The organism is Pedobacter duraquae, assembly GCF_004362245.1.
GTDB classification, from domain to species: domain Bacteria; phylum Bacteroidota; class Bacteroidia; order Sphingobacteriales; family Sphingobacteriaceae; genus Pedobacter; species Pedobacter duraquae.
The window spans coordinates 132902-158422 of sequence record NZ_SNWM01000003.1; the positions used below are offsets into that span (position 1 = coordinate 132902).

General features: G+C 41.3%; 24 protein-coding genes. 13 read left to right on the plus strand and 11 right to left on the minus strand.

Translation table 11 applies throughout. The annotated features are described in order from the left end of the window. Nucleotides 1-3 precede the first annotated feature (3 nt). On the minus strand, nucleotides 4-210 hold the full coding sequence (locus tag CLV32_RS12035) for a YtxH domain-containing protein (RefSeq protein WP_133555838.1): 207 nt from the start codon (nucleotides 208-210) through the stop codon (nucleotides 4-6). Nucleotides 211-282: 72 nt separating this feature from the next. Here CLV32_RS12035 and CLV32_RS12040 point away from each other — a divergent pair, with 72 nt between their 5' ends. From CLV32_RS12040 to CLV32_RS12080, 9 genes are all read left to right on the plus strand, one after another. Continuing rightward, on the plus strand, nucleotides 283-645 hold the full coding sequence (locus tag CLV32_RS12040; RefSeq protein ID WP_133555840.1) for a hypothetical protein: 363 nt from the start codon (nucleotides 283-285) through the stop codon (nucleotides 643-645). 94 nt (nucleotides 646-739) lie between these two features. Then, the gene (gene rplM, locus CLV32_RS12045; protein ID WP_133555842.1) at nucleotides 740-1183 is read left to right on the plus strand and encodes a 50S ribosomal protein L13; all 444 of its coding nucleotides are present in this window, start codon (nucleotides 740-742) and stop codon (nucleotides 1181-1183) included. A 16-nt stretch (nucleotides 1184-1199) separates the two neighbouring features. Beyond that, a complete protein-coding gene (gene rpsI, locus CLV32_RS12050; protein WP_133555844.1) occupies nucleotides 1200-1586 on the plus strand; it encodes a 30S ribosomal protein S9 in 387 nt (128 codons plus the stop codon). A gap of 18 nt (nucleotides 1587-1604) precedes the next feature. Then, the gene (gene rpsB, locus CLV32_RS12055; RefSeq protein WP_133555846.1) at nucleotides 1605-2426 is read left to right on the plus strand and encodes a 30S ribosomal protein S2; all 822 of its coding nucleotides are present in this window, start codon (nucleotides 1605-1607) and stop codon (nucleotides 2424-2426) included. 101 nt (nucleotides 2427-2527) lie between these two features. Further along, nucleotides 2528-3364, plus strand: a complete 837-nt coding sequence (gene tsf / locus CLV32_RS12060) for a translation elongation factor Ts (protein WP_133555848.1) — start codon at nucleotides 2528-2530, stop codon at nucleotides 3362-3364. Nucleotides 3365-3428: 64 nt separating this feature from the next. Continuing rightward, nucleotides 3429-4550 (plus strand): N-acetylglucosamine-6-phosphate deacetylase, encoded by a 1122-nt coding sequence (gene nagA, locus CLV32_RS12065; RefSeq protein WP_133555850.1) that lies wholly within the window; start codon nucleotides 3429-3431, stop codon nucleotides 4548-4550. A 23-nt stretch (nucleotides 4551-4573) separates the two neighbouring features. Next, on the plus strand, nucleotides 4574-5290 hold the full coding sequence (pyrH, locus tag CLV32_RS12070) for a UMP kinase (RefSeq protein WP_133555852.1): 717 nt from the start codon (nucleotides 4574-4576) through the stop codon (nucleotides 5288-5290). 23 nt (nucleotides 5291-5313) lie between these two features. Next, nucleotides 5314-5877, plus strand: a complete 564-nt coding sequence (gene frr, locus CLV32_RS12075; RefSeq protein ID WP_133555854.1) for a ribosome recycling factor — start codon at nucleotides 5314-5316, stop codon at nucleotides 5875-5877. A 90-nt stretch (nucleotides 5878-5967) separates the two neighbouring features. Next, nucleotides 5968-7716 (plus strand): ABC transporter ATP-binding protein, encoded by a 1749-nt coding sequence (locus CLV32_RS12080; protein ID WP_133555856.1) that lies wholly within the window; start codon nucleotides 5968-5970, stop codon nucleotides 7714-7716. Here the strand turns inward: CLV32_RS12080 and CLV32_RS12085 are convergent. The 5 genes from CLV32_RS12085 to pnuC form a co-directional block, all read right to left on the minus strand. After that, nucleotides 7713-8990: an MFS transporter gene (locus CLV32_RS12085; protein ID WP_133555858.1), complete on the minus strand. Its 1278-nt coding sequence runs from the start codon at nucleotides 8988-8990 to the stop codon at nucleotides 7713-7715. The genes CLV32_RS12080 and CLV32_RS12085 overlap by 4 nt on opposite strands. Nucleotides 8991-9056: 66 nt before the next feature. Continuing rightward, nucleotides 9057-9689: a thiamine phosphate synthase gene (locus CLV32_RS12090; RefSeq protein ID WP_133555860.1), complete on the minus strand. Its 633-nt coding sequence runs from the start codon at nucleotides 9687-9689 to the stop codon at nucleotides 9057-9059. A gap of 11 nt (nucleotides 9690-9700) precedes the next feature. Further along, the gene (locus CLV32_RS12095; protein WP_133555862.1) at nucleotides 9701-12088 is read right to left on the minus strand and encodes a TonB-dependent receptor; all 2388 of its coding nucleotides are present in this window, start codon (nucleotides 12086-12088) and stop codon (nucleotides 9701-9703) included. A gap of 241 nt (nucleotides 12089-12329) precedes the next feature. Then, a complete protein-coding gene (locus tag CLV32_RS12100; protein WP_133555864.1) occupies nucleotides 12330-12851 on the minus strand; it encodes an AAA family ATPase in 522 nt (173 codons plus the stop codon). Beyond that, the gene (gene pnuC / locus CLV32_RS12105) at nucleotides 12844-13467 is read right to left on the minus strand and encodes a nicotinamide riboside transporter PnuC (RefSeq protein WP_133555866.1); all 624 of its coding nucleotides are present in this window, start codon (nucleotides 13465-13467) and stop codon (nucleotides 12844-12846) included. The genes CLV32_RS12100 and pnuC overlap by 8 nt, the downstream gene beginning before the upstream one ends. Before the next feature lie 291 nt (nucleotides 13468-13758). Between pnuC and CLV32_RS12110 the strand changes: the two genes are divergently transcribed. Both CLV32_RS12110 and carB read left to right on the plus strand, forming a co-directional pair. After that, entirely contained in the window at nucleotides 13759-14076 is a 318-nt protein-coding gene (locus tag CLV32_RS12110) for a carboxypeptidase-like regulatory domain-containing protein (RefSeq protein ID WP_133555868.1), read from the plus strand. Between the two features lie 190 nt (nucleotides 14077-14266). Continuing rightward, the gene (carB, locus tag CLV32_RS12115) at nucleotides 14267-17083 is read left to right on the plus strand and encodes a carbamoyl-phosphate synthase large subunit (protein ID WP_133555870.1); all 2817 of its coding nucleotides are present in this window, start codon (nucleotides 14267-14269) and stop codon (nucleotides 17081-17083) included. Nucleotides 17084-17404: 321 nt separating this feature from the next. On the opposite strand, the gene radA is transcribed toward carB, so the two are convergent. The 4 genes from radA to CLV32_RS12135 all read right to left on the minus strand — a co-directional run bounded on the left by radA (nucleotide 17405) and on the right by CLV32_RS12135 (nucleotide 21887). Further along, nucleotides 17405-18781: a DNA repair protein RadA gene (gene radA / locus CLV32_RS12120; RefSeq protein WP_133555872.1), complete on the minus strand. Its 1377-nt coding sequence runs from the start codon at nucleotides 18779-18781 to the stop codon at nucleotides 17405-17407. Between the two features lie 122 nt (nucleotides 18782-18903). Beyond that, a complete protein-coding gene (locus CLV32_RS12125) occupies nucleotides 18904-20454 on the minus strand; it encodes an Rne/Rng family ribonuclease (RefSeq protein WP_133555874.1) in 1551 nt (516 codons plus the stop codon). Nucleotides 20455-20711: 257 nt separating this feature from the next. Beyond that, on the minus strand, nucleotides 20712-21578 hold the full coding sequence (locus tag CLV32_RS12130; protein ID WP_133555875.1) for a tetratricopeptide repeat protein: 867 nt from the start codon (nucleotides 21576-21578) through the stop codon (nucleotides 20712-20714). A 6-nt stretch (nucleotides 21579-21584) separates the two neighbouring features. Beyond that, nucleotides 21585-21887 carry an HU family DNA-binding protein gene (locus CLV32_RS12135; protein WP_133555877.1) on the minus strand — a complete coding sequence of 101 codons (303 nt, stop codon included), beginning with the start codon at nucleotides 21885-21887 and terminating at the stop codon, nucleotides 21585-21587. 170 nt (nucleotides 21888-22057) lie between these two features. Between CLV32_RS12135 and mutY the strand changes: the two genes are divergently transcribed. Together mutY and CLV32_RS12145 are read left to right on the plus strand one after the other, a co-directional pair. Further along, the gene (mutY, locus tag CLV32_RS12140) at nucleotides 22058-23110 is read left to right on the plus strand and encodes an A/G-specific adenine glycosylase (protein ID WP_133555879.1); all 1053 of its coding nucleotides are present in this window, start codon (nucleotides 22058-22060) and stop codon (nucleotides 23108-23110) included. Between the two features lie 4 nt (nucleotides 23111-23114). Then, a complete protein-coding gene (locus CLV32_RS12145) occupies nucleotides 23115-23537 on the plus strand; it encodes a single-stranded DNA-binding protein (RefSeq protein ID WP_133555881.1) in 423 nt (140 codons plus the stop codon). A gap of 91 nt (nucleotides 23538-23628) precedes the next feature. Here CLV32_RS12145 and glmS read toward each other — a convergent pair whose 3' ends face one another. Next, nucleotides 23629-25467 (minus strand): glutamine--fructose-6-phosphate transaminase (isomerizing), encoded by a 1839-nt coding sequence (glmS, locus tag CLV32_RS12150; protein ID WP_133555883.1) that lies wholly within the window; start codon nucleotides 25465-25467, stop codon nucleotides 23629-23631. Nucleotides 25468-25521: the final 54 nt, after the last annotated feature.

The window sequence follows — 25521 nt, forward strand, 5'->3', positions numbered from 1 at the left end:
TATTTACAGCCCTGCTTTCGAGATAGAATCTTTAACAGTGTCTGCAACATGAGAAAGTTTATCTTTTGAAGAATCTAACAGATCGGAAAACCAGTCTGAGATATTGTTTTTTATTTCGTCGTTTTTATCTGTTGATAAGATTAAAGCTACCGCTGCACCAAGTGCCGCCCCGGCTAATACGCCCGCTATTATTTTCGTTTCTTTTGTCATAATTCAAGTATTTAACTAGGAAACTAACAAATCAGCTTGTAAATAGTTCTGATATTTTGAACTTTGTTGTCTATGCTCACCAGACTCGCATACCTCAATCTTTTTTTTGCTGCGGCATACTTTCTGCTTTTCCTGCAGGCGGGCGGGGGATTTGCCATTTCGGGATCGTTCATGGTCGTGATTTTTGCGCTTTTATGTGCGGTAGGCAAAGATGCATCGGGTATTTTGTACCGCATTGTAAGTTATTTTTGCGGTGCTGAGTCGTTTATTTTTGCAATTTTCCTGTTGTATAGTGGCTGGCACATTATGGCAGATAGTATCGCACACGCTTATTACTCAACGGATAGTGTGCTTTTAACAATATTTAGCGGGTTATTTGGTGTTAGCATCCTGGCGCTTTTGATGTTTTTTATCAAAAGATCATTAAATAATTGATCAACTATTTGACAATTACACATTTTACACTATCTTTGCAGTCCCTAAAATTTGGGGAAAAAATATAATTGTTTAACAAATTAAATACAAGCAAGTGAATACGTTAAGTTACAAAACTGTCTCTGCCAATGCAAAAACTGTTAACAAACAGTGGGTTGTTGTTGACGCACAAGGCGAGATTTTGGGGCGCTTGTCATCGAAGATCGCAATGATCATCCGTGGTAAAAACAAGCCTGAGTACACCCCACACGTAGACTGCGGCGATAATGTAATCGTTATCAATGCAGACAAGGTTAAATTGACCGGAAATAAATTCAGTGATAAGGTTTATACCTCATACACAGGATATCCAGGTGGTCAACGTTTCATCTCTCCTAAAGAGTTAATGGCGAAACACCCAACACGTGTTATCGAGAAAGCCGTTCGTGGTATGTTACCTAAAACAAAACTTGGTGCTAAATTATACACCAACCTATTTGTTTATGCAGGTTCTGAGCATCCTCACGCAGCGCAATCACCAACAACCATTACACTTTAATTAAAGGAAGAAAGAAATGTCAGTTACTAACACTTCAGGAAGAAGAAAAACTGCTGTTGCAAGAATCTATATGAAAGAGGGCAACGGTACAATTACTGTAAACAGTAAAGATCACAAAGTATATTTCCCAACATTACCTTTGCAATATATCGTTAACCAATCATTCGAAGTTTCTGAATTGATCGGTCAATATGATGTAACTGTAAACGTAGCTGGTGGTGGAATTAAAGGCCAGGCAGAAGCTGTTCGTTTAGCTATCGCTAAAGCTATTGTTGAATTAGATGCTGAGAAAAAACCAGCATTACGCGCTAAAGGGTTAATGACCCGTGATATGCGTATGGTTGAGCGTAAGAAACCAGGACGTAAAAAAGCACGTAAGAAATTCCAATTCAGTAAACGTTAATCTTAAGGAGACAACACAATGGCAAGAACAACATATCAAGACTTATTGGATGCAGGTGTACACTTTGGTCACCTTACCCGTAAATGGAACCCAAAAATGGCGCCCTACATTTTCATGGAGCGCAATGGTATCCACATTATAGATTTAAATAAAACTTTAACTAAAACTGAAGAAGCTGCTTCAGCGATTAAACAAATCGTAAAATCAGGACGTAAAATCCTTTTTGTAGCTACTAAGAAACAAGCTAAAGAAATCGTTGCTGATCAGGCAAAAAAAGTAAACATGCCTTTCGTAACTGAACGTTGGTTAGGTGGTATGTTAACTAACTTCCAAACTGTACGTAAGTCAATCAAAAAGATGTCTAACATCGACAAGATGACTAAAGACGGAACTTACTCTATTCTTTCTAAGAAAGAGCGTTTGATGATCCAACGTGAGCGTATTAAATTAGAAAGCCTTTTAGGTGGTATCGCAGACTTAAACCGTCTACCAGCTGCAATCTTTTTAATTGACGTTAAAAAAGAACACATCGCTGTTAGCGAAGCGTTGAAATTAAACATTCCAACTTTCGCAATGGTTGATACAAACTCTGATCCTTCAAACATTGATTTCCCTATCCCGGCGAATGATGATGCTACTAAATCTATCTCTTTAATTACTGATGTAATCATCAAAGCAATCGAAGAAGGTTTAGATGAGCGTAAACGTGAAAAGGATGATGAAGCAGAAAAGGAAGCTGTAGCTGCTAAAGCCGCTGCTGATGCTCCAGAAGCTGCTGCACCAGGTGCAAGAAGAAAAAAAGTTGCTGAAACCGAAGAAGACGGTTCAAGCGAAGCTTAATAATTGAATTTGGGTTGTCTATTATGTGTTGCAGGTTCTGCTTACAACTACATAATATACAACCCATTATTTTTTAATTGAAAACTTAAAAATAGAACAAAATGTCAGTACAAATTACTGCAGCAGATGTAAACAAATTACGCCAACAAACCGGTGCCGGTATGATGGATTGCAAAAAAGCATTAATCGAAGCTAACGGCGAGTTTGAAGCCGCAGTTGATTACTTGCGTAAAAAAGGTGCTAAAGTTGCCGCCAGCAGACAAGATCGTGATTCTAACGAAGGTGTTGTTATCGCTAAAGCTACAGCAGACGGTAAACGTGGTGTTGTTGTTGAATTGAACTGCGAAACAGATTTCGTAGCTAAAAACGCTGACTTCGTTGCTTTGGCAAACAAATTCACTGATCTTGCTATTGAGAAAAATCCTGCTAACGTTGAAGAGTTGTTAGCTCTTGAAGTTGATGGACAAAAAGTTTCTGATATCATCGTTGAAAACACTGGTAAAATCGGTGAAAAAATCGGTATCTCTAAATTCGAAACTGTAACGGGTGATAAAGTTGTTCCTTATATCCACGGTAACTACCGTTTGGGTGTTTTGGTTGCTTTAAGCCAGGACGTTGCTGGTGTTGAAGAAGCTGGTAAAGATGTAGCTATGCAAATTGCTGCAATGAACCCGGTTGCTTTAGATAAAGCAGACGTTGATGCTACTACTATCGAGCGTGAAACTGAAATCGCTAAAGAACAAATCCGTGCTGAAGGTAAGCCTGAAGAAATGGTTGAGAAAATTGCTGCTGGTAAATTGAACAAATTCTACAAAGACAGTACTTTATTAAATCAGGAGTTTGTTAAAGATTCTTCTAAAGATGTTCGCGCATTCTTAAATGGTGTGGCGAAAGGTTTAACTGTTACCGCATTCAAACGCGTTCAGTTAGGTGCTTAATCAGCAATAAATATTAGAAAGTCCCTTATTTAAGGGGCTTTTTTTTTGACATAAATTCCCGGACATGATCGCGATAACCAACTGTAGTTTCTATGATGATGCTGTTTTGAAACAGCAGTCAATTCTAATCGATAAGGGTGTTATTACTGGATTGGTAGCAGATCAAGATATCCCACAAGGATGTCAGATCATTGATGCGCAGCAAGCCTTGGTTGCTTCAGCATGCATAGAACTCCAGATCTATGGAAGTGGAGGTAAACTTTTTTCTGCCTTTCCTACAGTGGATACCTTGCGCCAAATGGATCAGGATCTGCTTGATAAAGGTCACGCCGGTTTTCTGGCATGCCTGGCAACAAATGCACCCGAAGTATTTAATCAGGCCATAGATGCAGCCAAAGCCTATCGTGCAGAGGCAAAAACCTTTCTTGGATTACACCTGGAAGGGCCTTACCTTAACCCTAGACGATTGGGCGCACATATCGGGGCCTATGTAAAGAAGGCTACGCTAGACGAAGTTAAAACGTTGATGGAGCGCGCCGATGGCGTGGTTAAAATGATGACCATTGCTGCCGAGCTGCAGGATGATGCAGTAATACAATATCTGCTGGATCAGGGTGTAGTGCTCTCGCTAGGACATAGTGATGCCAATTTTGATGAGGCAACAGCAGCCTATAACAACGGGATCACAACTACAACCCATTTGTTCAATGCAATGCCATCAATACACCATAGAGCGCCAAATCTACCCACGGCAATACTCAACCATCAAAGTGCTATGGCAAGTATTATCGCTGACGGCATGCACGTAGATTTTGAAGTATTGCGCTTTGCTAAAACACTAATGGGCGAACGCTTGTTCCTCATTACAGATGCAGTGACGCCATGCGATACCGGAGCCTACCAGCACAGTTTGGAGGATGGTAAATTTGTCATGCCAGATGGAACCCTGTCGGGATCAGCAATAACAATGCTGCAGGCCATAAAAAACTGCGTGGAATATGCGGGGATTACACTGCCCGAAGCCTTGCGGATGGCAAGTTTGTACCCGTCAAGAGTACTTGGACTTGATACAACGATGGGTAATATTGGCGTTGGCAAACAAGCTAATTTAATGCTGCTCAACGCAGATCTTAAACTACAGAAAATCATGTTCAGAGGAGTTGAACATTTGATCACCAATAATTAAAACAAATAGTTATTTTTGAAGTCATGAATTATAAAAGGATCCTACTCAAACTAAGTGGCGAATCGCTGATGGGCGATAAACAGTACGGTATTGACAACGAGCGTGTTAGGCAGTACGCAGAAGAAATTAAAGCCGTTCACGACGAGGGTCTGGAAATAGCGATCGTTATTGGTGGGGGTAACATCTTCAGGGGATTAAGTGCAGAAAAGTCTGGTATGGACCGTGCACAGGCAGATTACATGGGAATGCTGGCAACGGTAATTAACAGTATGGCCCTGCAGGACGCCCTGGAGAAAGTAGGATTAAAGACACGTTTACTGACTGCGATTAAGATGGAACAGATTTGCGAACCATTTATCCGCCGCCGTGCAGTAAGACACCTTGAAAAAGGTCGTGTTGTAATCTTTGGTGCTGGAACGGGAAATCCGTACTTCACCACGGACTCAGCTGCAGCGCTCCGCGCCATTGAGATTAAAGCAGATGTGGTACTGAAAGGAACACGTGTGGATGGGATCTATACTGCGGACCCGGAGAAAGATCTTACAGCAACAAAATATAATGAGATTTCTTTCAAAGAAGTATATTCGAAAAGTCTGAACGTAATGGACATGACCGCTTTTACACTTTGTGAAGAAAATGAATTGCCTATTATCGTTTTCGATATGAACAAAACCGGGAATCTGATGAAGATTGCTAAAGGTGAAGCTATCGGAACACTGGTGAAAGTTAAACAAAACTAATTTTTTGAAGAAACATATATCGTATGAATGACCTCATAAAAAAACAATTACAAGATGCACAGGCGAGCATGGATAAAGCAATTATCCACTGTGAGTCTGAACTGACTAAAATTCGTGCAGGGAAAGCCAGCGCAGGTATGCTTGATGGGATTATGGTTGATTATTATGGAAGCCCGACAGGATTGAGTCAGGTGGCCAGTATCAATACACCTGATGCGCGCACGCTGATTATTCAACCTTGGGAGAAAAACCTGCTGGTGCCTATCGAACGTGCTATTATGGAAGCCAATATCGGCATCAATCCGCAAAATGATGGTTTGGTAATTCGTCTTGTTGTTCCGCCACTAACTGAGGAACGTAGAAAAGACCTGGTTAAGAAAGTAAAGGAAGAAGCTGAAAGAGGTCGTATAACTGTACGTAACATCAGAAAAGATGCGAACGAAAAAATCAAAAAGCTAAAAGCCGAGGCTGTGTCTGATGATGAGATCAAAGTGGGTGAAGGTGAAGTGCAAAAAATCACGGATGCCTACATCGTTAAAGTTGATAAACACGCTGAGTTAAAAGAGAAAGATATCATGACCGTATAACCTATTATAATATGGTTGTAATTAAAAGGGAATATAGCATATGCTGTATTCCCTTTCTTTATTTTTGCAGGCCAAACTTCTAAAATTAAAATGAATTTACTGCTAGAATACCTTAAAAGACATCAATGGGTTGTGATCATCGCATTGGTACTTGCTTCTATAAATATCGGTTTCTCATTGCTCGATCCATATATCACAGGCCGGATAGTTGACCATTTTATTGAAAAGAAAGATGTGCTGACCAGAAGTCAGTTTGTATGGGGCGTACTTGGCCTTGTTGGTTTGGGCGTTGGCGCTGCCATGGTATCGAGGATTGCCAAAAATTTTCAGGATTATTTTACCAGCATCATTGTTCAGAAAGTTGGAGCAAGGATGTATGCGGATGGCTTGAAGCACTCGCTGGAACTTCCTTATCAGGTATTTGAAGATCAGCGTAGCGGAGAAACATTAGGGATCCTGCAAAAGGTACGCCTGGATAGTGAAAAGTTTATTACCGCATTTATCAGTATTCTTTTTGTCAGCCTGATCGGAATGATCTTCGTAATTGTATACTCCGTTACCGTGAGCTATAAAGTTACGCTGATCTATTTTTCTGCTATTCCTATCATTAGTTTTGTAAGCTGGTTCCTGAGTCGGAAAATTAAAACCATTCAGAAAACTATTGTTGCAGAAACAACGGCACTGGCCGGTTCTACGACCGAATCCCTGCGCAATATAGAGCTGGTAAAAAGTCTCGGACTAGCCAACCAGGAAATAGAACGCTTAAATAAAACAACTTATAAAATCCTCGGACTGGAATTGAAAAAAGTAAAATTTGTTCGAAGTATGAGTTTTGTTCAGGGTACTACCGTGAACTTTGTACGGAGTGTAATGGTTGTAGTGCTGCTCATTCTCATCTTTGAAAACACCATTTCTGCCGGGCAGTATTTTTCTTTTCTGTTCTATTCTTTCTTCCTTTTCGGTCCTTTGCAGGAGTTGGGAAATGTGATCCTTGCCTGGAGAGAAGCAGAAGTGTCACTCGGTAATTTTAAAAGAATTCTGAGTACCCCAATCGATATCAAACCTGAAAACCCTGTAAGACTTAATAAGGTAAGTAGACTTGCTTTTGATGGTGTTGCGTTCAGACACCTTACCGGACGTACCAATGCGTTAACCGATATTTCGTTCAATACACATAACGGAGAAACTATCGCTTTTGTAGGCCCTTCAGGTTCCGGAAAAACAACGCTCGTTAAGTTGCTCGTTGGTCTTTATAAGCCAATGGAAGGAGAGATTCTTTATAATGACACGTCAAGCGATAATATCGACCTGGATGAACTGAGGGAGAAAATAGGGTTCGTAACCCAGGATACACAGTTGTTCTCTGGTACAATCAGAGAGAACCTGCAGTTTGTACGTCCTGGAGCAAGCGATGAAGAATGCATGCGCGTACTGGAACAGGCAGCATGTCAGAACTTGTTATCCAGGGCTGAGCATGGCCTGGACTCTGTAATTGGTGAGGGTGGTGTCAAAGTATCAGGTGGAGAGAAACAACGTCTTTCTATAGCCCGTGCTTTATTGCGCAGACCAGATATCCTGGTGTTTGATGAAGCAACCTCTGCATTGGATTCATTAACTGAAGAGGAGATCACAGCTACAATCAGGGATATCTCTGAGCAAACGAGTCACATGACAATTCTGATTGCCCATAGGCTATCCACAATTCGTCACGCAGATCGTATTTATGTGTTGGAGAAGGGTCACATCATTGAGCAGGGTAAACATGCCGAACTGCTTGCAGAGAAAGGATTATACTATGCCATGTGGCGTCAACAAGTAGGCGAGCGGGTAGAAGACTAATCTACCTGTTCGTTAATTTCCTGTAAGCTTAGCTTTGTCATTGATTTTGTTTTGAAGTAGGTAATGCCTGCAACAAGGATCGTCATGCTCCCACCAAATACAACGGCCGGCACAGTGCGCATCAGCTTAGCAGTAAGGCCGGATTCAAAAGCACCAATCTCATTTGAAGATCCGATAAACATGGTGTTTACTGCAGATACCCGGCCACGCATCTGGTCTGGGGTGAGCAACTGCATGATCGTTGAACGGATAATTACGCTTACGCTGTCGAAAGACCCCTCGAGGAAGAGGAACATCAATGTAACATAGAAATTCTTTGATAACCCGTAGCAGATAATACTGGTGCCAAATCCGGTAACGGCGATCAGGAGGTTGCGCCAAGGCTTTTCCATAGGCGAAAAACGTGTCATAGCAAGCATGGTAATTACAGCTCCTGCAGACGCCGCCGCACGCATAAAGCCAAGGCCTTCAGATCCCACTTTCAATATGTCATTTGCAAAGACCGGTAGCAATGCCACAGCCCCTCCAAAAAATACAGAGAACAGATCGAGGCTCATCGCACCCAACATCATCTTGTTTTTAAATACAAAATTCACACCTTCTGTCAGCGCCTTAATGATACTTTCTTTAGGAACGTATTTTGGTGGATGCGGCTTAAAGAAAAAGATGCAGACCAACGAAATTGCGACGAAAATGATGATGATGATATAGGTGACCGTTATGCCATAAAAACCGTAGATCAATCCTCCGGCAGCCGGACCCAAAATAGATGCCGCCTGCCAGCTAGAACTGTTCCAGGTGCTTGAGTTCGGGTAGAGATGTTTCGGGATGATTTCTGCCATTAATGAAAAAGTTGCCGGACCAAAAAATCCACGCGCTAGCCCCACACCAAAAATTGTAAGATACATGATGGGTACAATATAACTGACTGGGACGTAATTATGCATCTGCGGACTCGTAACGGCCAGCATAATCAACGAACAGATAAAAACACCCAGAAAGATTTTAAGGAGTAGCATCCTTTTTTCAGATTTATCAGCTATATACCCGCCGTAAAGGGCCACGCTAATGGCAGGAATAGCTTCGCAAAGTCCTACAAAACCAAGGGCAAGTGGATCTTTGGTCAGGTGATAAATATGAAAACCGATAATAACGGCCTGCATCTGATAGGCAAAAGTAAAAAAGAAGCGCATACCCAGATAGGAGCGGAATTCTTTGTACCGCAACGCAGCATAGGGATCTTTCTTTTCTATAAAAACGGACTCTTCTTCCAAGACTTTAGATTTTTAACAAATGTAAATGATGCAGGCCTTGGAAATAACATTTGTTTTTAAAAATATCTATCTGATCCTGTTATAGAAAGCAATATAGGCCTCCTCCATATCAGGAGCCTGATTAATTGCTGCAGAAGCAGCAATACCGAATACCCCCGTAGCCATTAAGTCCTCAATATCTTCCAGTTGTACGCCTCCTACAGCTAACACCGGCAAGTTGATCTCTTTGTCTCGTAGTACCTGCATTGCATCAGCATAGCCAGAAACACCAAGCAAGGCGGCCTGATTAGGCTTGGTTGTAGTTACACTAAAAGGCCCAAAACCAGCATAGTCTACACCCTCAGCTGCAAGTCGCAGCAATCCTTCCAGCGTATTGGAAGATCCACCAATGGTGATCGCTTCGCCCAGTTCCCCGCGAAGCTTTATAAAATCTGCATCCATATCTTCCATGTGAAAGCCCTGGATATCGGCCTTGCCATTCAGATGTACGTGATCGGTAACAATCAACGTAGCGCCCCAATCATCACATATTTCAGCAATCTGGTTAATGTCTTCGAGCAATGCCGCATCGTCTTTAGTCAGACAGCGGTACTGCAACCATTTTGCGCCTGCACTGCAAGCGGTCTGTGCCTGCTCAACATGCGTCAATGTAGGAATGTCATGCGTAATAAACTGGAACTTTTCGATGAACTTTTTCATGGATGCTGATGTTAGAACTTCAAATTTAAGGATAATAAGAAGTTTGTCCCGGCTTGCGGAAAATAAAAGTTGGAATACGATGCCACACCCTGGTAAATAGAGCCGTAAGTATATCCGTTACTTTCATATTTTTTGTCGAAAATGTTGTTGACCAATAGACCCAGATTGATATTCTTGATGCCAAAGGCGGTGAAGTCATAGCCTGCACGGAAATTACCCACGTAATAGGCTTTAAGCTTTCTGCTTTCGTTTTGTGTGTTATCCAGATATTGTTTGCCAACATATTTGTTTTGCAAGGCAATAGCGAAGCCTGAAATAGGTTTGTAAACCAGCTCTCCAAAGAGTACTGCTGATGGTGAGAACGAAATGTTTGTAGATTTATAAGGTGTGGTAACAGTATTAATTACGTTGTAATTGTCGTCATACTCATACAGATAATCTAGATAGTTTTTAATCTTGTTTCTGCTTAGTGCAGCATTTGCATTAACTGCAAACTGCTTACTGATCGTATAGGAAGCATCCAGTTCCACACCCAGCCTGTAGCTTTGGTCTACGTTCTGACGTAGCGGTTCGCCCACATCGGTCTGCTTGCCAGTAAGCACCAGCTGATCTTTGTAAAACATTCCGTAAACGTTCAGTCCTGCATTGAAACGTTCTTTTTTAATGCGATAGCCCAGCTCAATATTGTTTAACCGCTCTGATTTCGGCAATTCACCAACAGCAGCATTCACATAATCATCCCTGATTGGTTCCTTATTGGCTACACTTAAGGATGCATAAATATTGCTTTCTTTATTCAAGAAATAGGTAGCACCTACTTTGGGATTAAAAAAACCAAGGTTGTCTTTAATATTTAATTGATTTAGCGCTTTCTCGGTACCCAACACACTATAATCAACATTTCTATATTGCAAATCTGCAAACAGACTTAAGTGTTCAACAGGACTGTAAACGATCTTTCCAAACACGTTGAAGTCGGTCTTCTTACCTGTATTGTCGTAATAGTGATTACCGTAAACACTGTTAGAAGCATATTGTGCCCAGATGATTTCTCCAAAGTGATCACCATTGTATTTATTATAGGCGCCACCAAGAGTAATATTTAAAGCATTTGACGGTTTATAGGTAAAATTGTAAGTAGCACCATAAAAGTTATTGTCCAGCCATCTTCTTCGAATCAGATCTGTTTCCTCAATTACGGTGCCGCCAACTGTTACATTTTGCAGGCCATAAGCCGAAAAAGATTCCCCCTCCTTATATTCTTCATAATAACCTCTTCCTTTGGTATAATGTAGTGCTCCATTAAAAGAGAACTGATCGGAAAACTGGTGGGCGTATAACATCTGGTAATGATTTTGCCAGTAATTGTCGGTCTGGTTTTTATACGTAAAAGAATTATAGGTTCTGTCGCCTTGTAGCAAGGTTTCCTCAGATATCCCGTTCCATGACTGATACGTCTTTTCTGTTCCGGCAAACACGTTGATGCGTAATACGTCTCTTTCACCTTGATAAGCGCCCGATAAGAAATACGATTTCAGGTCTGACGCTCCGCGATCTACAAAACCATCAGACTTGATTCGTGATAAACGGCCGTCAAAGCTAAATTTATTGTCAATCAAGCCAGTACCAATTTTTACGGTGTTTTTCAAGGTATTGAAAGAGCCATAAGTATTATTGAGTTCTGCATAAGGTTCGGCAGATGGCGTTGTGGTCTGGATATTCAGACTGGCACCAAATGCACCGGCGCCATTTGTTGATGTACCTACACCACGTTGAATCTGAATGTTATCTACTGAGGAAGCAAAATCGGGCATATTTACCCAGAAGGTACCTTGACTTTCACTGTCGTTATACGGAATACCGTTCAATGTTACGTTTACTCTCGTAGCATCGCTACCGCGGATGCGGATTCCTGTATAACCTACGCCTGCACCGGCATCGGAGGTTACAACCACACCAGGTGTATTATTAAGGATAAAGGGAAGATCCTGGCCAAAATTGTTCTGGCGGATATCCTCTTTACTCAGGTTTTTGTAGGTCGTAGCAGATTTCTCGTTTGCTCGGGTAGCATTCACAATTACTTCGTCGGCCAGGAATGCGGCGGCAGAAAGTTCAAGGTTCAGGTTAAGGTCAGCTTGTAAGGTCAGTGTTTGTTGAACGGTGTTGAAACCAACGTAGCTTGCAATGATGGTGTAGGTTCCGGCTTTCAGGTTGCTTAAGTCATAATGACCCTGACTGTCGGTCTTGGTAACGTTCGACGTATTTCTGATACGGATAGTTGTACCAGGTAACAGGGTAGTGCTTCCTTTTTGGGAAACGGTACCGCTGATAGAGAACTGTGCATTTGCCACAAAAGGCAATAGCAATACAGCGATAGCTGCAATTAATAACTTTTTCAATTTAATAACTTTTTTCGTTAAACCAGCTGTAAGCAGGGGTACCTACAGTACAGTTAAACTCCATAACTCCAATCCCTCCGCCGGCATTATCCGGATCAGGTGCATACTTTCGCATTTTTGTGTTTTGCGAAGTAATGGGTATGATCTCAGCCTTTTTTTGTGTTCGTAAACCAAACAAGGCACCCCTTTTGATGTTGCAAATGTATTAAATAAATTTAAATTGTGGCTATGCTACAAAATTCTACTTTTCGGAGAGGAAAGAATCTACTGCAGCAACGGCATTATCAAAGCGTGTTTCAATCCCGCCAATAACGACATAATTTGCATTAAGGGCCTTCAGCTCTTTATGCCAGATCGCCATAAAATGTTCACGCAAGTGTGGGAAATCACGTAGCGGGTCTTCCTGCCAGGGCAGGTCGATATCCATTAGCAAGTAAAGATCGTATGGTTTTAAAGGTAGGGCATCCAGAACGATCTGGGGCGTTGCACCCAGCATCTCATCGCTCCAGATTTTTACCGTTACAAAAGTAGTATCGCAGAAAATGAAGTCTTTTTCGGCCATAGATAAAACAGATTCTTCCAGGGCTACCTGTCCATGAAACATGTTGATCTCATCCTGCAAGGTGCAGGGGCCAGTTAGCGCTGCACAATAATATCTGGCATATTCTGCCACCCATAGTGTCTGGTAGTGTTTGGCCAGTTGCTGTGTGATGGTTGACTTACCGGTGCTTTCGGGGCCAACGATGGCGATTTTTTTAATCATGTTGTGTTCGGTATGTTTTTTTCCAGTCAAGGTAACCCCTGGTGGCAATAAATACATATAATGCGTACATAATAGCTGTCGCATACAAGTCTTTTGACACATAGACGCCAACATAGATCAGATCTACGAAAATCCAGATTAACCAATTCTGAAGTACTTTACGCGCCAAAAAAATCTGTGCAATCAGACTGCAGGCAGTACAAAAGCTGTCGATAAAGGGGAATGCTGCATCTGTATGTTGTTTTAAAAGAAAGCCAAGGGCAGCAGTAAAAATAACCACGCCGAGAAGGGATAAGACTACTTCATTCTTAGTGATCCATAACACAGGACTTGTACTTTCGCCACTTGCCTTGTTTCTGCTCCAGAAGTACCAGCCATATAGGTTCATCGCGAAGAAATAAAACTGCAAACCCATGTCTGCATAAAGCTTGCTTTCGTAAAAGATAACAATATAGATCAGTACGCTGATAATCGCTATCGGCCAGTTATAAATATTGTTTTTTGCTGCCAGCCAAACGCAGAGTATGCCCGTGAACACACCGCACCATTCCAGCCAGCCGGTTTGCGTAAAGAATTGGATCAGGCTGTCTTTCACAAGATCAATAAATAGCAACATGCCCAAAAGTAAATATCCTCACGTAAAAAGCAATAAAAAAATCCGGCAAGGAAATGATTCCTGCCGGATTAATAAACCAAACAAACTATTTTATGAAGAATCCCTCTTAATGGGAGAGGGCCGTTTCAAATCCCGAAGGATTATCAAACATATTCAATGTAAAAACGGGAAATAGTTGCAGATAGTATGCTATATCCTTGTGTTTTCTGATAAAAGTACTTCCTGACTTTTGGCTGACGATCAAACAATCACCCGCATACGTTGTTATCCTCGATACTAAACCTATAAAAGATGAAAAAGCTAAGCATACAATTTCTGGCCGCTGTTGGATTGATGGCAGGTCTTTTTGCATTTCAGTCTGCTAAAGACGGTGCGATTCAGGGTACGGTAGTCCCTGCAGAAGGGGCATCAGTGGTAATGGCTATCTCCGGTCGTGACACTGTGCGCGCTGAAATTAATACTGGCGCCTTCATGCTCAGCAAGGTAAAGCCCGGCACTTATACGGTATGGTTTAAGGGTATCGCGCCGTATAAAGACACTTCTGTGGAGGCTGTTGCTGTTGTGGAAGGAAGCACTACAGACGTTGGTGCCGTTAAACTTTTGCAATAGACGTAAAAAAGCAAAATTATATATGTCAAATATAGCGGAAGCTGCCTTTTTAAGGCAGCTTTTTCTGCTATCACGGTTTTTGAAAAATTCTCACATTTATTTAGGCTAAAAGCGTAACTTTGCATCCCGACAGAACAGTTGGGATCTTTTCTTTATAGCATAGAAAATCTCGCTACCATTTAACAGCCTTATGCCTAGAGACACCTCCATACGCTCAGTATTAATTATCGGTTCGGGTCCAATCATTATTGGACAAGCCTGTGAGTTTGATTATTCTGGCTCACAAGCAGCTTTATCTTTAAAGGAAGAAGGAATTGAAGTATCTATCATCAATTCCAATCCTGCAACAATCATGACGGATAAGGTTATTGCCGACCACGTTTATCTGCGTCCTTTGACTGTAGATTCTATTGAACAAATCTTGATTGAAAGAAACATTGATGCTGTTTTGCCTACTATGGGTGGACAGACTGCACTAAACCTTTGCAAAGAAGCTGAGGAACGTGGCGTCTGGGCCAAACATAATGTAAAGGTAATCGGTGTAGATGTTGCTGCAATTGAAAAAACAGAAAACCGTGAAGCTTTCAGACAGCTGATGGTTGACATAGGTGTTGGCGTTGCACCTTCTAAAATTGCCAACTCTTACCTGGAAGGTAAAGAAGCTGCACAGGAAATAGGATATCCACTTGTGATCAGGCCATCATACACCTTGGGTGGATCCGGTGGTGGTTTCGTGCATAAAAAAGAAGAATTTGATGCTGCGCTTAAACGCGGACTGGAAGCTTCTCCAACACATGAAGTGCTGGTAGAGCAAGCAGTTTTAGGCTGGAAAGAGTATGAGCTGGAACTGCTGCGCGATAGTAATGACAATGTGATCATTATTTGCTCTATCGAGAATTTTGACCCAATGGGAATTCATACAGGTGACTCTATCACCGTAGCGCCTGCAATGACATTGTCTGATCGCTGCTATCAGGATATGCGTAATCAGGCAATCAAGATGATGCGCGCCATCGGGACTTTTGCTGGAGGTTGTAACGTACAGTTCTCAGTAAACCCAGATAACGATCAAATCATTGCAATCGAAATCAACCCGAGGGTATCAAGATCTTCTGCGCTTGCCAGTAAGGCTACAGGTTATCCAATTGCAAAAATCGCTTCAAAACTGGCGATAGGATATAACCTTGACGAAATTGAAAATCAAATCACAAAAACAACATCTGCTTATTTTGAGCCGACTTTGGACTATGTGATTGTTAAAATACCAAGATGGAACTTTGATAAATTCAAAGGAGCCAATATGGAACTCGGACTGCAGATGAAATCTGTAGGTGAGGTTATGGCTATCGGCCGTAGCTTTATCGAAGCACTTCAGAAAGCTTGCCAGAGTTTGGAAGTTGGTCGTGCCGGACTGGGTGCCGATGGCAAACATAACAGAAGCATCGATGAGATCATGCATGGTCTTGAACATGCCAGCTGGAACCGTTTGTTCCTGATAAAAGATGCAATGAGCATGGGTGTGCCACTTGAATCGATCCGTAAAGTAACACGTATCGATAAATGGTTCCTTGCGCAAATTCAGGATCTGGTACACCTGGAAACTGAACTGAAACGTTATTCGTTAAATAATATCCCTAAAGATTTCTTCTTTACACTTAAACAAAAAGGATTCTCTGATATCCAGATCGCTTACCTTTTAGGCAACGTAACAGAAGATGAAGTGTATGAGCGCAGAAAATCGCTTGGTATCAAACGGGTCTATAAAATGGTAGATACCTGCGCCGCTGAGTTTGCTGCAAAAACCCCTTATTACTACTCTACATTTGAAGAGGAAAATGAGTCTCATCCTTCCGACAAAAAGAAGGTGATTGTATTGGGCTCTGGTCCAAATAGGATCGGTCAGGGTATCGAATTCGATTATAGCTGTGTACATGGTTTGCTTGCTGCCAAAGAAAGTGGTTTCGAATCAATCATGATCAACTGTAATCCTGAAACCGTCTCTACTGATTTTAATATCGCTGATAAACTTTACTTTGAACCTGTATTCTGGGAACACGTAAGGGAAATTATTGAGCTTGAAAACCCTATCGGAGTAATCGTGCAGTTAGGTGGTCAGACAGCCCTGAAAATGGCTGAAAAGCTACACCAGATGGGTGTAAAGATTATCGGTACATCATACAATGATATGGACATCGCTGAGGATCGTGGTCGCTTCTCAGATCTTTTGAAAGAACTCGAAATCCCTTACCCTAAATATGGTGTTGCCGAAAATGCTGAAGAAGCTATTGTTGTTGCCAACGAAGTGGGATATCCGGTACTGGTAAGACCAAGTTATGTATTGGGCGGGCAAGGGATGAGCATCGTTATCAACGACGAAGACCTGGAAAAAGCTGTAGTGAAATTGCTTGGCGATCTCCCTGGAAACAGAGTCTTAATCGATCACTTCCTGGATCGTGCAGAAGAAACGGAATCCGATTCTATCTCTGATGGTGATGATGTACACATTGTAGGGCTAATGGAACATATTGAGCCTGCAGGTATCCACTCTGGAGATTCAAGTGCTGTATTGCCACCATTCAGTCTTTCTGATCAGGTGATCGCAGATATGGAAGCTTATTCTAAAAAGATTGCGAGAGCATTAAATGTAAAAGGATTGCTGAACATTCAGTTCGCTGTTAAAGATGGAAAGGTTTATGTGATCGAAGCCAATCCAAGGGCATCTAGGACCGTTCCTTTTATCGCTAAAGCCTACGATGTTCCTTACATCAATATCGCTGCAAAAGTGATGCTGGGTGTAAATAAACTGAAAGACTTTACCATTGTTCGTAAACTGGAAGGTTATGCGATCAAAGAACCTGTGTTTTCTTTTGATAAATTCCCTGAAGTAACCAAGGAACTCGGACCAGAGATGAAATCGACAGGGGAGTCTATTCGTTTTATCAAAGACCTGGAGGATCCTTACTTCCGTAAATTGGTTAAAGATAAATCAATGTACTTATCTAAGTAATAAACCAAACCTATATACTTAAGCCGCTTCCATTTTTGGAGCGGCTTTTTTAATGCCGGTAAACGGACACAAAAAAATCCTCGTTAACTTGCGCTAACGAGGATAATCATCCCTATTGTTACGTTAAAATCCATTTCTGGACCAGAACATCTAGATATATACAATTAGCGAACCATAAATGCTGCCTATTGTAAATGCCTGTTAATCAAATGTATAAAATATATTTGTTATTTACCAAATAAAATTAACGAGAAATATTTCCCCGTTGTGTGGAAAATACATGGAATTGATTCTACAGGCAAAGTGTTGTTCTCCATATATTTAGCCGAAAAGAATAGCAAATACATCCTCAATTTTGCTAATTCCAACTACTTCAATCTTATATTTATCCATTATAAGCCCTTTCAGGTTATATCTTGAAATAAAAATCTTATCGAAACCCAAACGCTCGGATTCCATGATCCGCTGGTCAATCCGGTTAACTGCCCTGATCTCTCCGGATAATCCTACCTCGGCTGCAAAACAATTTTTTGAGGAAACAGCGATGTCCTCATGAGACGAGATTATTGCAACTACAATAGCAAGATCGATTGCGGGGTCTTCAACTTTAATTCCTCCGGCGATATTCAGAAATACATCTCTAGCGCTCAGCTTAAAACCGCATCTTTTTTCCAGCACAGCAAGAAGCATGTTCATGCGTCTTGTGTCAAAGCCTGTGGCAGAGCGCTGAGGCGTTCCATAGGCCGCGGTGCTTACCAATGCCTGAGTTTCTATCAGCATCGGTCTGGCGCCTTCTAAGGTTGCTGAAATGGCAATGCCACTAAGTTCCTCGTCGCGCTGTGACAATAATATTTCGGATGGATTGGACACCTCGCGCAAACCTGTGTTATTCATTGCATAAATTCCCAGTTCTGCCGCTGCACCAAATCTGTTTTTGATAGAACGCAGAATACGGTAGATATGATGCCTGTCGCCCTCAAATTGTAGCACGGTGTCGACCATATGCTCCAGTATTTTAGGCCCAGCTATTGCGCCATCTTTCGTGATGTGTCCGATCAGGAATACCGGAGTATCGGTTTCTTTGGCAAATCTCAGTAACTCTGCTGTGCATTCGCGTACCTGTGACACGCTGCCCGGAGTAGAATCGATATGTGCAGAATGCAAGGTCTGAATTGAATCTACAATTACGATCTGTGGCTCCAGCACCTCGATCTGTTTAAAAATATTCTGAGTGGACGTTTCTGTTAGTATATAACAATCTGCTTTAGGAACTTCAGTAATCCGTTGTGCACGCATTTTAATCTGCTGTTCGCTTTCCTCGCCCGAAATATACAATACCTTTTTGCCGTCAATGTTCAATGCGAGTTGCAGCATCAGTGTAGATTTACCAATGCCAGGTTCCCCACCAATCAGTGTTACAGACCCTGGAACAAGTCCACCCCCCAGTACCCGGTCAAGCTCCTGGTCGCCGGTGAGCATCCGCTCTTCTTCCGACGAAGTAATGGTGCTGATCTGGCTCGGTTTATTAGACCTCGTTGTATTGTTGCTGGTCTTCCAGCTCGGAACCTTGGCGTCGGCCTTCTCGATAACCTCTTCTACAAAAGTATTCCATTGGTTACACGAAGGACATTTACCTAACCATTTTGCGGACTCATATCCACAACTCTGACAAAAATATGCTGATTTAGTTTTAGCCAAAATATTTAGTTTTTAGTACTGCTAATTTAGTGAATTTGCACGGTTCCGCCTGAGATAAATCCTTAAAAAGCAAAAGGGCGTCTGGTGATACCAAACGCCCTTTTGCTTATTTTTTACCCTTTTTAAAGCTTGATCTCTTCGTCTTTAGCAGACATGAAATGAAACTCCGTTAAGTTATAGGAGGATACCGCTTTAATTTTGATGCGCTGACCAAATTTGAAGAACCATTTCCATTGCAGGGAAATAATTCCCTTTTTGATGTAGGCTTCGATGTAAGGATGCACACAAAGTGTGATATTCTTTTCATTCTGTTCCTGCAAAATATAGTTCAGGTTATTCTCTATGTCGTCCATCAAAACAATACTTGCTTTGATCTCCCCGGTACCATCACAGGTAGGGCATTTTTCATTGGTCACAATATTCATCTCAGGGCGCACACGCTGGCGTGTGATCTGAACCAATCCAAATTTACTTGGCGGCAGAATAGTGTGTTTGGCCCTGTCCAGGATCATCAGCTCGCGCAGATAATCGAACAGCATTTTTCGGTTGGTGGGTTTGTGCATATCGATAAAATCGATGACCACAATACCACCCATATCCCGCAAACGAAGTTGACGGGCAATTTCTTTAGCAGCTTCTTTATTCACCTGAAGCGCATTCTCTTCCTGGTTTTCTTTACTCGCTGTTCTGTTACCACTGTTTACATCAATAACATGCAAAGCCTCCGTGTGTTCTACAACTAAATAGGCACCACCGGGTAGGTTAACAGTTTTACCGAAGCCATTTTTAATTTGCTTCTCTATGCCAAAATGCTCAAAGATCGGCTCTTTATGTTTGTACGGCTTAACAATCTTCTCCATCTCAGGAGAGATCTGGTGTACATACGACTTGATATCTTCGAAAAGATTCAGATCGTTCACGTATACATTGGTGAAGTCGGTGCTCAGGATATCCCTGATCAGGGTCGACGTTCTGTCCATTTCTCCCCAGACACGTTTGGATGGTTCTGCATCAGGAAGCTTTTTAATGAAACTCTCCCATTTTGCAATAGAATCCAGTAAGTCTTTTTGTAATTCCTCAACTCCTTTGGCTTCAGAAACCGTTCTGATGATAACGCCAAAATTTTTAGGCTTTATACTTTCGATAATCTTCTTTAAACGATTACGTTCTGTATTGCTTTTAATCTTTTTGGAGATGGAAATTACATTGGAGAAAGGTACCAATACAATGTAGCGACCGGCGATAGATAGATCAGAGCTCAATCGTGGACCCTTGGTCGAGATGGGCTCCTTAGCTATTTGAACCGGTATGATCATGTTTTTAAACACTACCTCAGATATCTTACCTGCCTTATTAATATCGGCTTCCAGTTTGATATTGTCTAACAGTGTCCCGCTAACAGATCCATTACGCTTAATTTTTGTCAGCTTTATTAAAGACTGAACTTGAGGGCCAAGATCAAAATAATGCAAAAATGCATCTTTCTCATAGCCCACATCAACGAACGCAGCATTCAGGCCGGGCATAATTTTCTTTATCCGACCTAAATATATATCGCCAACAGCATAGTTGTTGTTAATGTGTTCTTTATGAAGCTCTACAAGTTGTTTGTCTTCAATCAAAGCTATGGTTACTCCCGTAGGAGTTGAATCGATAATTAATTCCTTTACCAAAAGCTATAGATTTCAAGGTATATGAATACCTTATTTAACACATGGACTGAAAATAAAAAACATCACCAATAACCATATACGTCATGAAAATTCATAACACATATGGTTACCAGTAATTCATAGAAAAAATACTATTTTTTCTTATGTCTGTTTTTTCTTAAACGTTTTTTACGTTTGTGGGTTGCCATTTTATGTCTTTTTCTTTTTTTACCGCTTGGCATAATTTTAAATTTTAAATATTTTTATAAATCTGTTGATTAAATTTTTTCTTTCAGCTCAGTCACTTTTTTATCTATGAATTTAGATAACGTCGGATTGCCTGCAAGTTTCTTACTTTTTAAGTAAGCATCAATAGCTTCCTTATTCTTGCCCAGGTTCTCATAAGAGGTGGCCAGGTAAAAATAAGCATCGGGAGAAGGTTTAACCTTTACAATGTCCTCAAATCTGATAATAGCTTTGTCGAACTGACCGGATTTGATCGCGAAAATACCGAGGCTCATGTTGGCTTTGGCATTTTTTGGATCTCTCTTTACAACATCCAGTAACATGGCAATTCCCTGCATTGGCGCGCCCATTCCGTCCACTACGGTAATACCTAAACCTGTTTTTGCTTCCAGACTCATCGAATCAATTGCCATCGCAGCAGTGTAAGCTGTATTGGCTTTTTGAAGCAACTTAGGTTGCATTAAACTGTCTTTAGTATTGTCGTATGCCTTCATAAACTTGCCGCCGGCAGCTAACCAGCTCTGCAATGTCTTTTGCTGATCAGCGATCACCTCAAGATACAATGCACTAGGAACCAATTGCTCAACATCATCCCATTTCTGAGCCAATGTTTTTGCCAGTTCTACCTGATCATTTCCTTTAGCTGTCTTGAAATCATTTTCCAGTGCTGTAATTTCTTTGGCAAGATTTTCATTAATGACATTCTTGCCTTCGGTAGAAACTTCAGAAAGGCTGATTTCTGCAGCTGCAGGTGTAGTAAGTTGCCCCGCTGCCGGAACATTTGTAGTCTGTTCTTTAGGCTTTACCAGACCTTTAATATCTCTAGTAAACAAAAACGCGATCAGCAATACTACTGCTGATATCAAGATGATTTGTTTAGTACGGATATTGGTCATCATAGCTGATTATGCTTCTACGCTAAGTTTTTTTGTGTTGTTTTTAACTTTATCTACAAACACTTTTGCTGGTTTAAAGCTAGGTACAAAGTGCTCAGGGATAATGATAGCAGTGTTTTTAGAAATGTTTCTCGCAGTTTTTTGTGCTCTCTTTTTTACAACAAAACTTCCAAACCCTCTAACGTATACATTTTCTCCACCGATCATGCTGTTTTTGATCACTTTGAAAAACGCCTCTACGGTCTCTTGTACATCTACTTTTTCAATTCCTGTTTTAGTTGATATTTCTGAAATAATATCTGCCTTAGTCATATTTTCTATTATTAATTTGTTGTGTGTTAAATATTATAAGTGTTTTGGGGTTGCAAAAGTATTGCTTTTTAATGAGATAGGAAAATAAAAGATGATTTATTTGAAGTTTGAACCATCAGAGAAATGCAAGTTTTACGATTTATAGTTAATTAGGCTGTACTTTTGTAGCTATGATTTTTCAAGAGGAAATAACGAAATGGTATCACAACAATAAAAGAGCCCTGCCCTGGCGTGATACAACCGATCCTTATGTGATCTGGCTTTCGGAAATTATTCTTCAACAAACCCGCGTAGAGCAGGGGCTGCCGTATTTTAACAAATTCCTTGAACATTTTCCGACCGTCCATGATTTCGCCAATGCGCCTGAAACATTAATCCTTAAACTTTGGCAAGGACTGGGCTATTATTCCAGAGGGCGTAATATGCATGCAACAGCCCAACAGGTAATAAAGGGCCATAATGGCGTATTTCCAGGCAATTATGCAGATCTCATTCAACTTAAAGGGGTGGGCGAATATACGGCGGCCGCAATCAGTTCTTTTTCTACAGGCGAGCAACAAGCGGTATTGGATGGGAATGTATTCCGGGTCTTATCCAGGTTCTATGGTATCTCCATACCCATTAACAGTACGGCAGGTAAAAAAGAATTTACTGCGCTTGCCCGCTCACTCGTTATCGGACAGAATCCTGCTGTGTATAACCAAGCCATCATGGAGTTTGGCGCTTTGCAATGTAAACCCAAATCACCTGATTGTGCAATTTGTCCGGTGCAGACTGGTTGTTGGGCTTACGCTCATCAACAGGTTCAGGATCTCCCTGTAAAATTAAAGACAGTAAAAAAACGAAACAGATTCTTTAATTACTTTGTTTGTATGGTAGATGGAGAGATTTTGGTGAACAGGAGAGGTGCAGGGGATATCTGGCAACATTTGCATGATTTGCCAATGTTTGAAACGATTTCAGAGACTGAATTATCGGATATTGATTTTTTAATTCAAGTTCAGGAAATGTTTGGTAAAGAGGTCGTTATCCGTCCGGTACAAAAAGTAAAGCATTTATTGACACACCAAACAATATATGCTAAATTTTTTGTTTTAGAAAATTTTATGATTAACTTTAATCATAAAGCAACTATTAAATGGGTTTCGCTGGATGAGTTTAACGAACTTCCACAGCCTATTATGATCAGTAATTTTATAAGCAACTACATAACCAAAGTATAAACACATGTCAGGTATTAACAAAGTAATCCTTGTCGGGCACCTGGGAAAAGATCCCGAAACCCGGCACCTGGAGGGTGGCGTCACCGTAACCAGTTTCCCACTGGCAACCTCCGAAACCTATAATAAAGACGGTAAGCGTATAGAGCAAACAGAATGGCATAATATTGTGCTCTGGAGAGGGCTTGCTGAAGTTGCATCCAAGTACCTGACCAAGGGAAAACTAGTCTACATTGAAGGAAAACTTCGCACGCGTTCATTCGAAGACCGGGAAAAAGTCAAAAGATATGTCACAGAGGTGGTAGCCGAAAACTTCACCATACTCGGTCGTAAGAGTGATTTTGAAAATACACCTACTACCCATGTTGCACCCAAACACGAACGTGACTTTATAGATGTGGGTGGTGTTGAGGGTGATCTTCCATTTTAAACACAACAGTTTAAGAAAAAAATAATCCGTAAAAAAGGCCCCAAAAAGTCGAAAACTTATTGGGGCCTTTTTTTAAATATTGGAGTTTTAATTACTCTACCGTAACAGATTTAGCCAGATTTCTAGGCTGATCTACGTTACAATCTCTAAGCACTGCGATGTGGTAAGAAAGTAATTGTAAAGGAATAGTGGCCAGCAATGGTAAAAATGCTTCACTGGCATCAGGTATCTCAATCACGTAATCCGCCATTTTTTTAACTTCTGTGTCGCCTTCTGTGACAATGGCGAGCACAATACCTTTTCTTGCTTTTACTTCCTGAATGTTGCTGATTACTTTTTCGTAAGAAGAGTTTTTAGTTGCGATAACTACAACAGGCATTTCCTCATCAATCAGTGCAATAGGACCATGCTTCATCTCTGCCGCGGGATAACCTTCAGCGTGTATATAGGAGATTTCTTTCAGCTTTAATGCGCCTTCTAATGCCACAGGGAAGCCGCTGCCCCGCCCCAGGAACAGGCAGTTTCTGGAATCTTTGAATTTAGCGGCAATTTCTTTAATCAGGTCGTTAGACTCCAGTGCGCGTTGTATCTTCTCAGGGATCAGGTCAAGCTCTGTTAGCAGCTCTACCATCTTTGCCTTTGTAATTGTACCTTTCTGCTGTGCCATGTAAAAAGCAATCAACGTTAAAACAGTTACCTGTGCGGTAAATGCTTTCGTTGAAGCTACGCCAATCTCCGGGCCGGCATGTGTGTAAACACCAGCATGAGTAAGTCGGGGAATAGAAGAACCCACTACATTACATACACCGAAAATAGTAGCTCCCTTTTCTTTAGCCATTTCTATGGCTGCCATGGTATCTGCCGTTTCTCCCGATTGAGAAATCGCAATTACTACATCTTTCTCCGTGATAATAGGGTTTCTATATCTGAACTCTGATGCGTATTCTACTTCAACAGGAATGCGTGCATACTCTTCAATCAGGTATTCCCCAACAAGGCCGGCATGCCATGATGTACCACAGGCTACAATAATAATACGGTCAATGTTTTTTAGCTTTTCTGCATACTCCTTAATGCCGCCAAGCTGAACAAAACCTTCATTCGGGTAAATACGACCACGCATACAGTCACGGATAGAACGTGGCTGCTCATAAATCTCTTTCAGCATGAAGTGATCAAAGCCACCCTTTTCAAGCAATTCCAACTGTATCTCCAGTTCCTGGATATAAGGAGTCTGCACTACATTATCCAGGCGTTTAATCAATAATTCATCCCTTTTTACAAAGGCTATTTCATTGTCATTTAGATAAATTACATTTTTGGTGTATTCTACAATTGGCGTTGCATCAGAAGCAATGAAATATTCATCTTCACCAACACCAATCACCATCGGACTACCTTTTCTTGCCGCAATAAGCTGATCAGGCTGATTTTGGTCCATTACGACAATCGCATAGGCTCCTGTTACCTCATTCAGCGCTAGTCTCACCGCCTCTAAAAGATCTACGTCATCATTTTTGTAAATCTCTTCAATCAAATGAATGAGAACCTCTGTATCAGTATCACTATTGAAAAAGTGGCCGCGTTTGAGCAATTCTTCTTTTAGTGTAGCATAATTTTCAATGATGCCATTGTGTATGATAGACAAAGTACCACTGTTGGAAGTATGTGGATGCGAATTCCTGTCGGAAGGAGCACCGTGAGTTGCCCAGCGGGTATGGCCAATACCGATTGTGCCGCTTAGATTCTTTCCCACGGAAAAGTTCTCCAGCTCGGAAACCTTGCCTGCTTTTTTATAGATATTCAATCCTGAGTCTCCGATCAATGCAATACCTGCACTGTCATAACCTCTGTATTCCAGCCTTTTTAAACCTTTAATCACTAATGGCCAGGCTTCCCTGAAACCGATGTAACCAACTATTCCGCACATAAAAAAGTATTTAAAATAAAAACCCCCGGGAAATTAATACCAGGGGTCTGTAAA

Excerpts from the sequence above, each read along its gene's own strand:
- CLV32_RS12035 (WP_133555838.1), bottom strand. The coding sequence starts at position 210 with ATGACAAAAGAAACGAAAATAATAGCGGGCGTATTAGCCGGGGCGGCA.
- CLV32_RS12040 (WP_133555840.1), top strand. The coding sequence starts at position 283 with ATGCTCACCAGACTCGCATACCTCAATCTTTTTTTTGCTGCGGCATAC.
- rpsI (WP_133555844.1), top strand. The coding sequence starts at position 1,200 with ATGTCAGTTACTAACACTTCAGGAAGAAGAAAAACTGCTGTTGCAAGA.
- rpsB (WP_133555846.1), top strand. The coding sequence starts at position 1,605 with ATGGCAAGAACAACATATCAAGACTTATTGGATGCAGGTGTACACTTT.
- tsf (WP_133555848.1), top strand. The coding sequence starts at position 2,528 with ATGTCAGTACAAATTACTGCAGCAGATGTAAACAAATTACGCCAACAA.
- nagA (WP_133555850.1), top strand. The coding sequence starts at position 3,429 with ATGATCGCGATAACCAACTGTAGTTTCTATGATGATGCTGTTTTGAAA.
- pyrH (WP_133555852.1), top strand. The coding sequence starts at position 4,574 with ATGAATTATAAAAGGATCCTACTCAAACTAAGTGGCGAATCGCTGATG.
- frr (WP_133555854.1), top strand. The coding sequence starts at position 5,314 with ATGAATGACCTCATAAAAAAACAATTACAAGATGCACAGGCGAGCATG.
- CLV32_RS12080 (WP_133555856.1), top strand. The coding sequence starts at position 5,968 with ATGAATTTACTGCTAGAATACCTTAAAAGACATCAATGGGTTGTGATC.
- CLV32_RS12090 (WP_133555860.1), bottom strand. The coding sequence starts at position 9,689 with ATGAAAAAGTTCATCGAAAAGTTCCAGTTTATTACGCATGACATTCCT.
- CLV32_RS12100 (WP_133555864.1), bottom strand. The coding sequence starts at position 12,851 with ATGATTAAAAAAATCGCCATCGTTGGCCCCGAAAGCACCGGTAAGTCA.
- pnuC (WP_133555866.1), bottom strand. The coding sequence starts at position 13,467 with ATGTTGCTATTTATTGATCTTGTGAAAGACAGCCTGATCCAATTCTTT.
- CLV32_RS12110 (WP_133555868.1), top strand. The coding sequence starts at position 13,759 with ATGAAAAAGCTAAGCATACAATTTCTGGCCGCTGTTGGATTGATGGCA.
- carB (WP_133555870.1), top strand. The coding sequence starts at position 14,267 with ATGCCTAGAGACACCTCCATACGCTCAGTATTAATTATCGGTTCGGGT.
- CLV32_RS12130 (WP_133555875.1), bottom strand. The coding sequence starts at position 21,578 with ATGATGACCAATATCCGTACTAAACAAATCATCTTGATATCAGCAGTA.
- CLV32_RS12135 (WP_133555877.1), bottom strand. The coding sequence starts at position 21,887 with ATGACTAAGGCAGATATTATTTCAGAAATATCAACTAAAACAGGAATT.
- mutY (WP_133555879.1), top strand. The coding sequence starts at position 22,058 with ATGATTTTTCAAGAGGAAATAACGAAATGGTATCACAACAATAAAAGA.
- CLV32_RS12145 (WP_133555881.1), top strand. The coding sequence starts at position 23,115 with ATGTCAGGTATTAACAAAGTAATCCTTGTCGGGCACCTGGGAAAAGAT.
- glmS (WP_133555883.1), bottom strand. The coding sequence starts at position 25,467 with ATGTGCGGAATAGTTGGTTACATCGGTTTCAGGGAAGCCTGGCCATTA.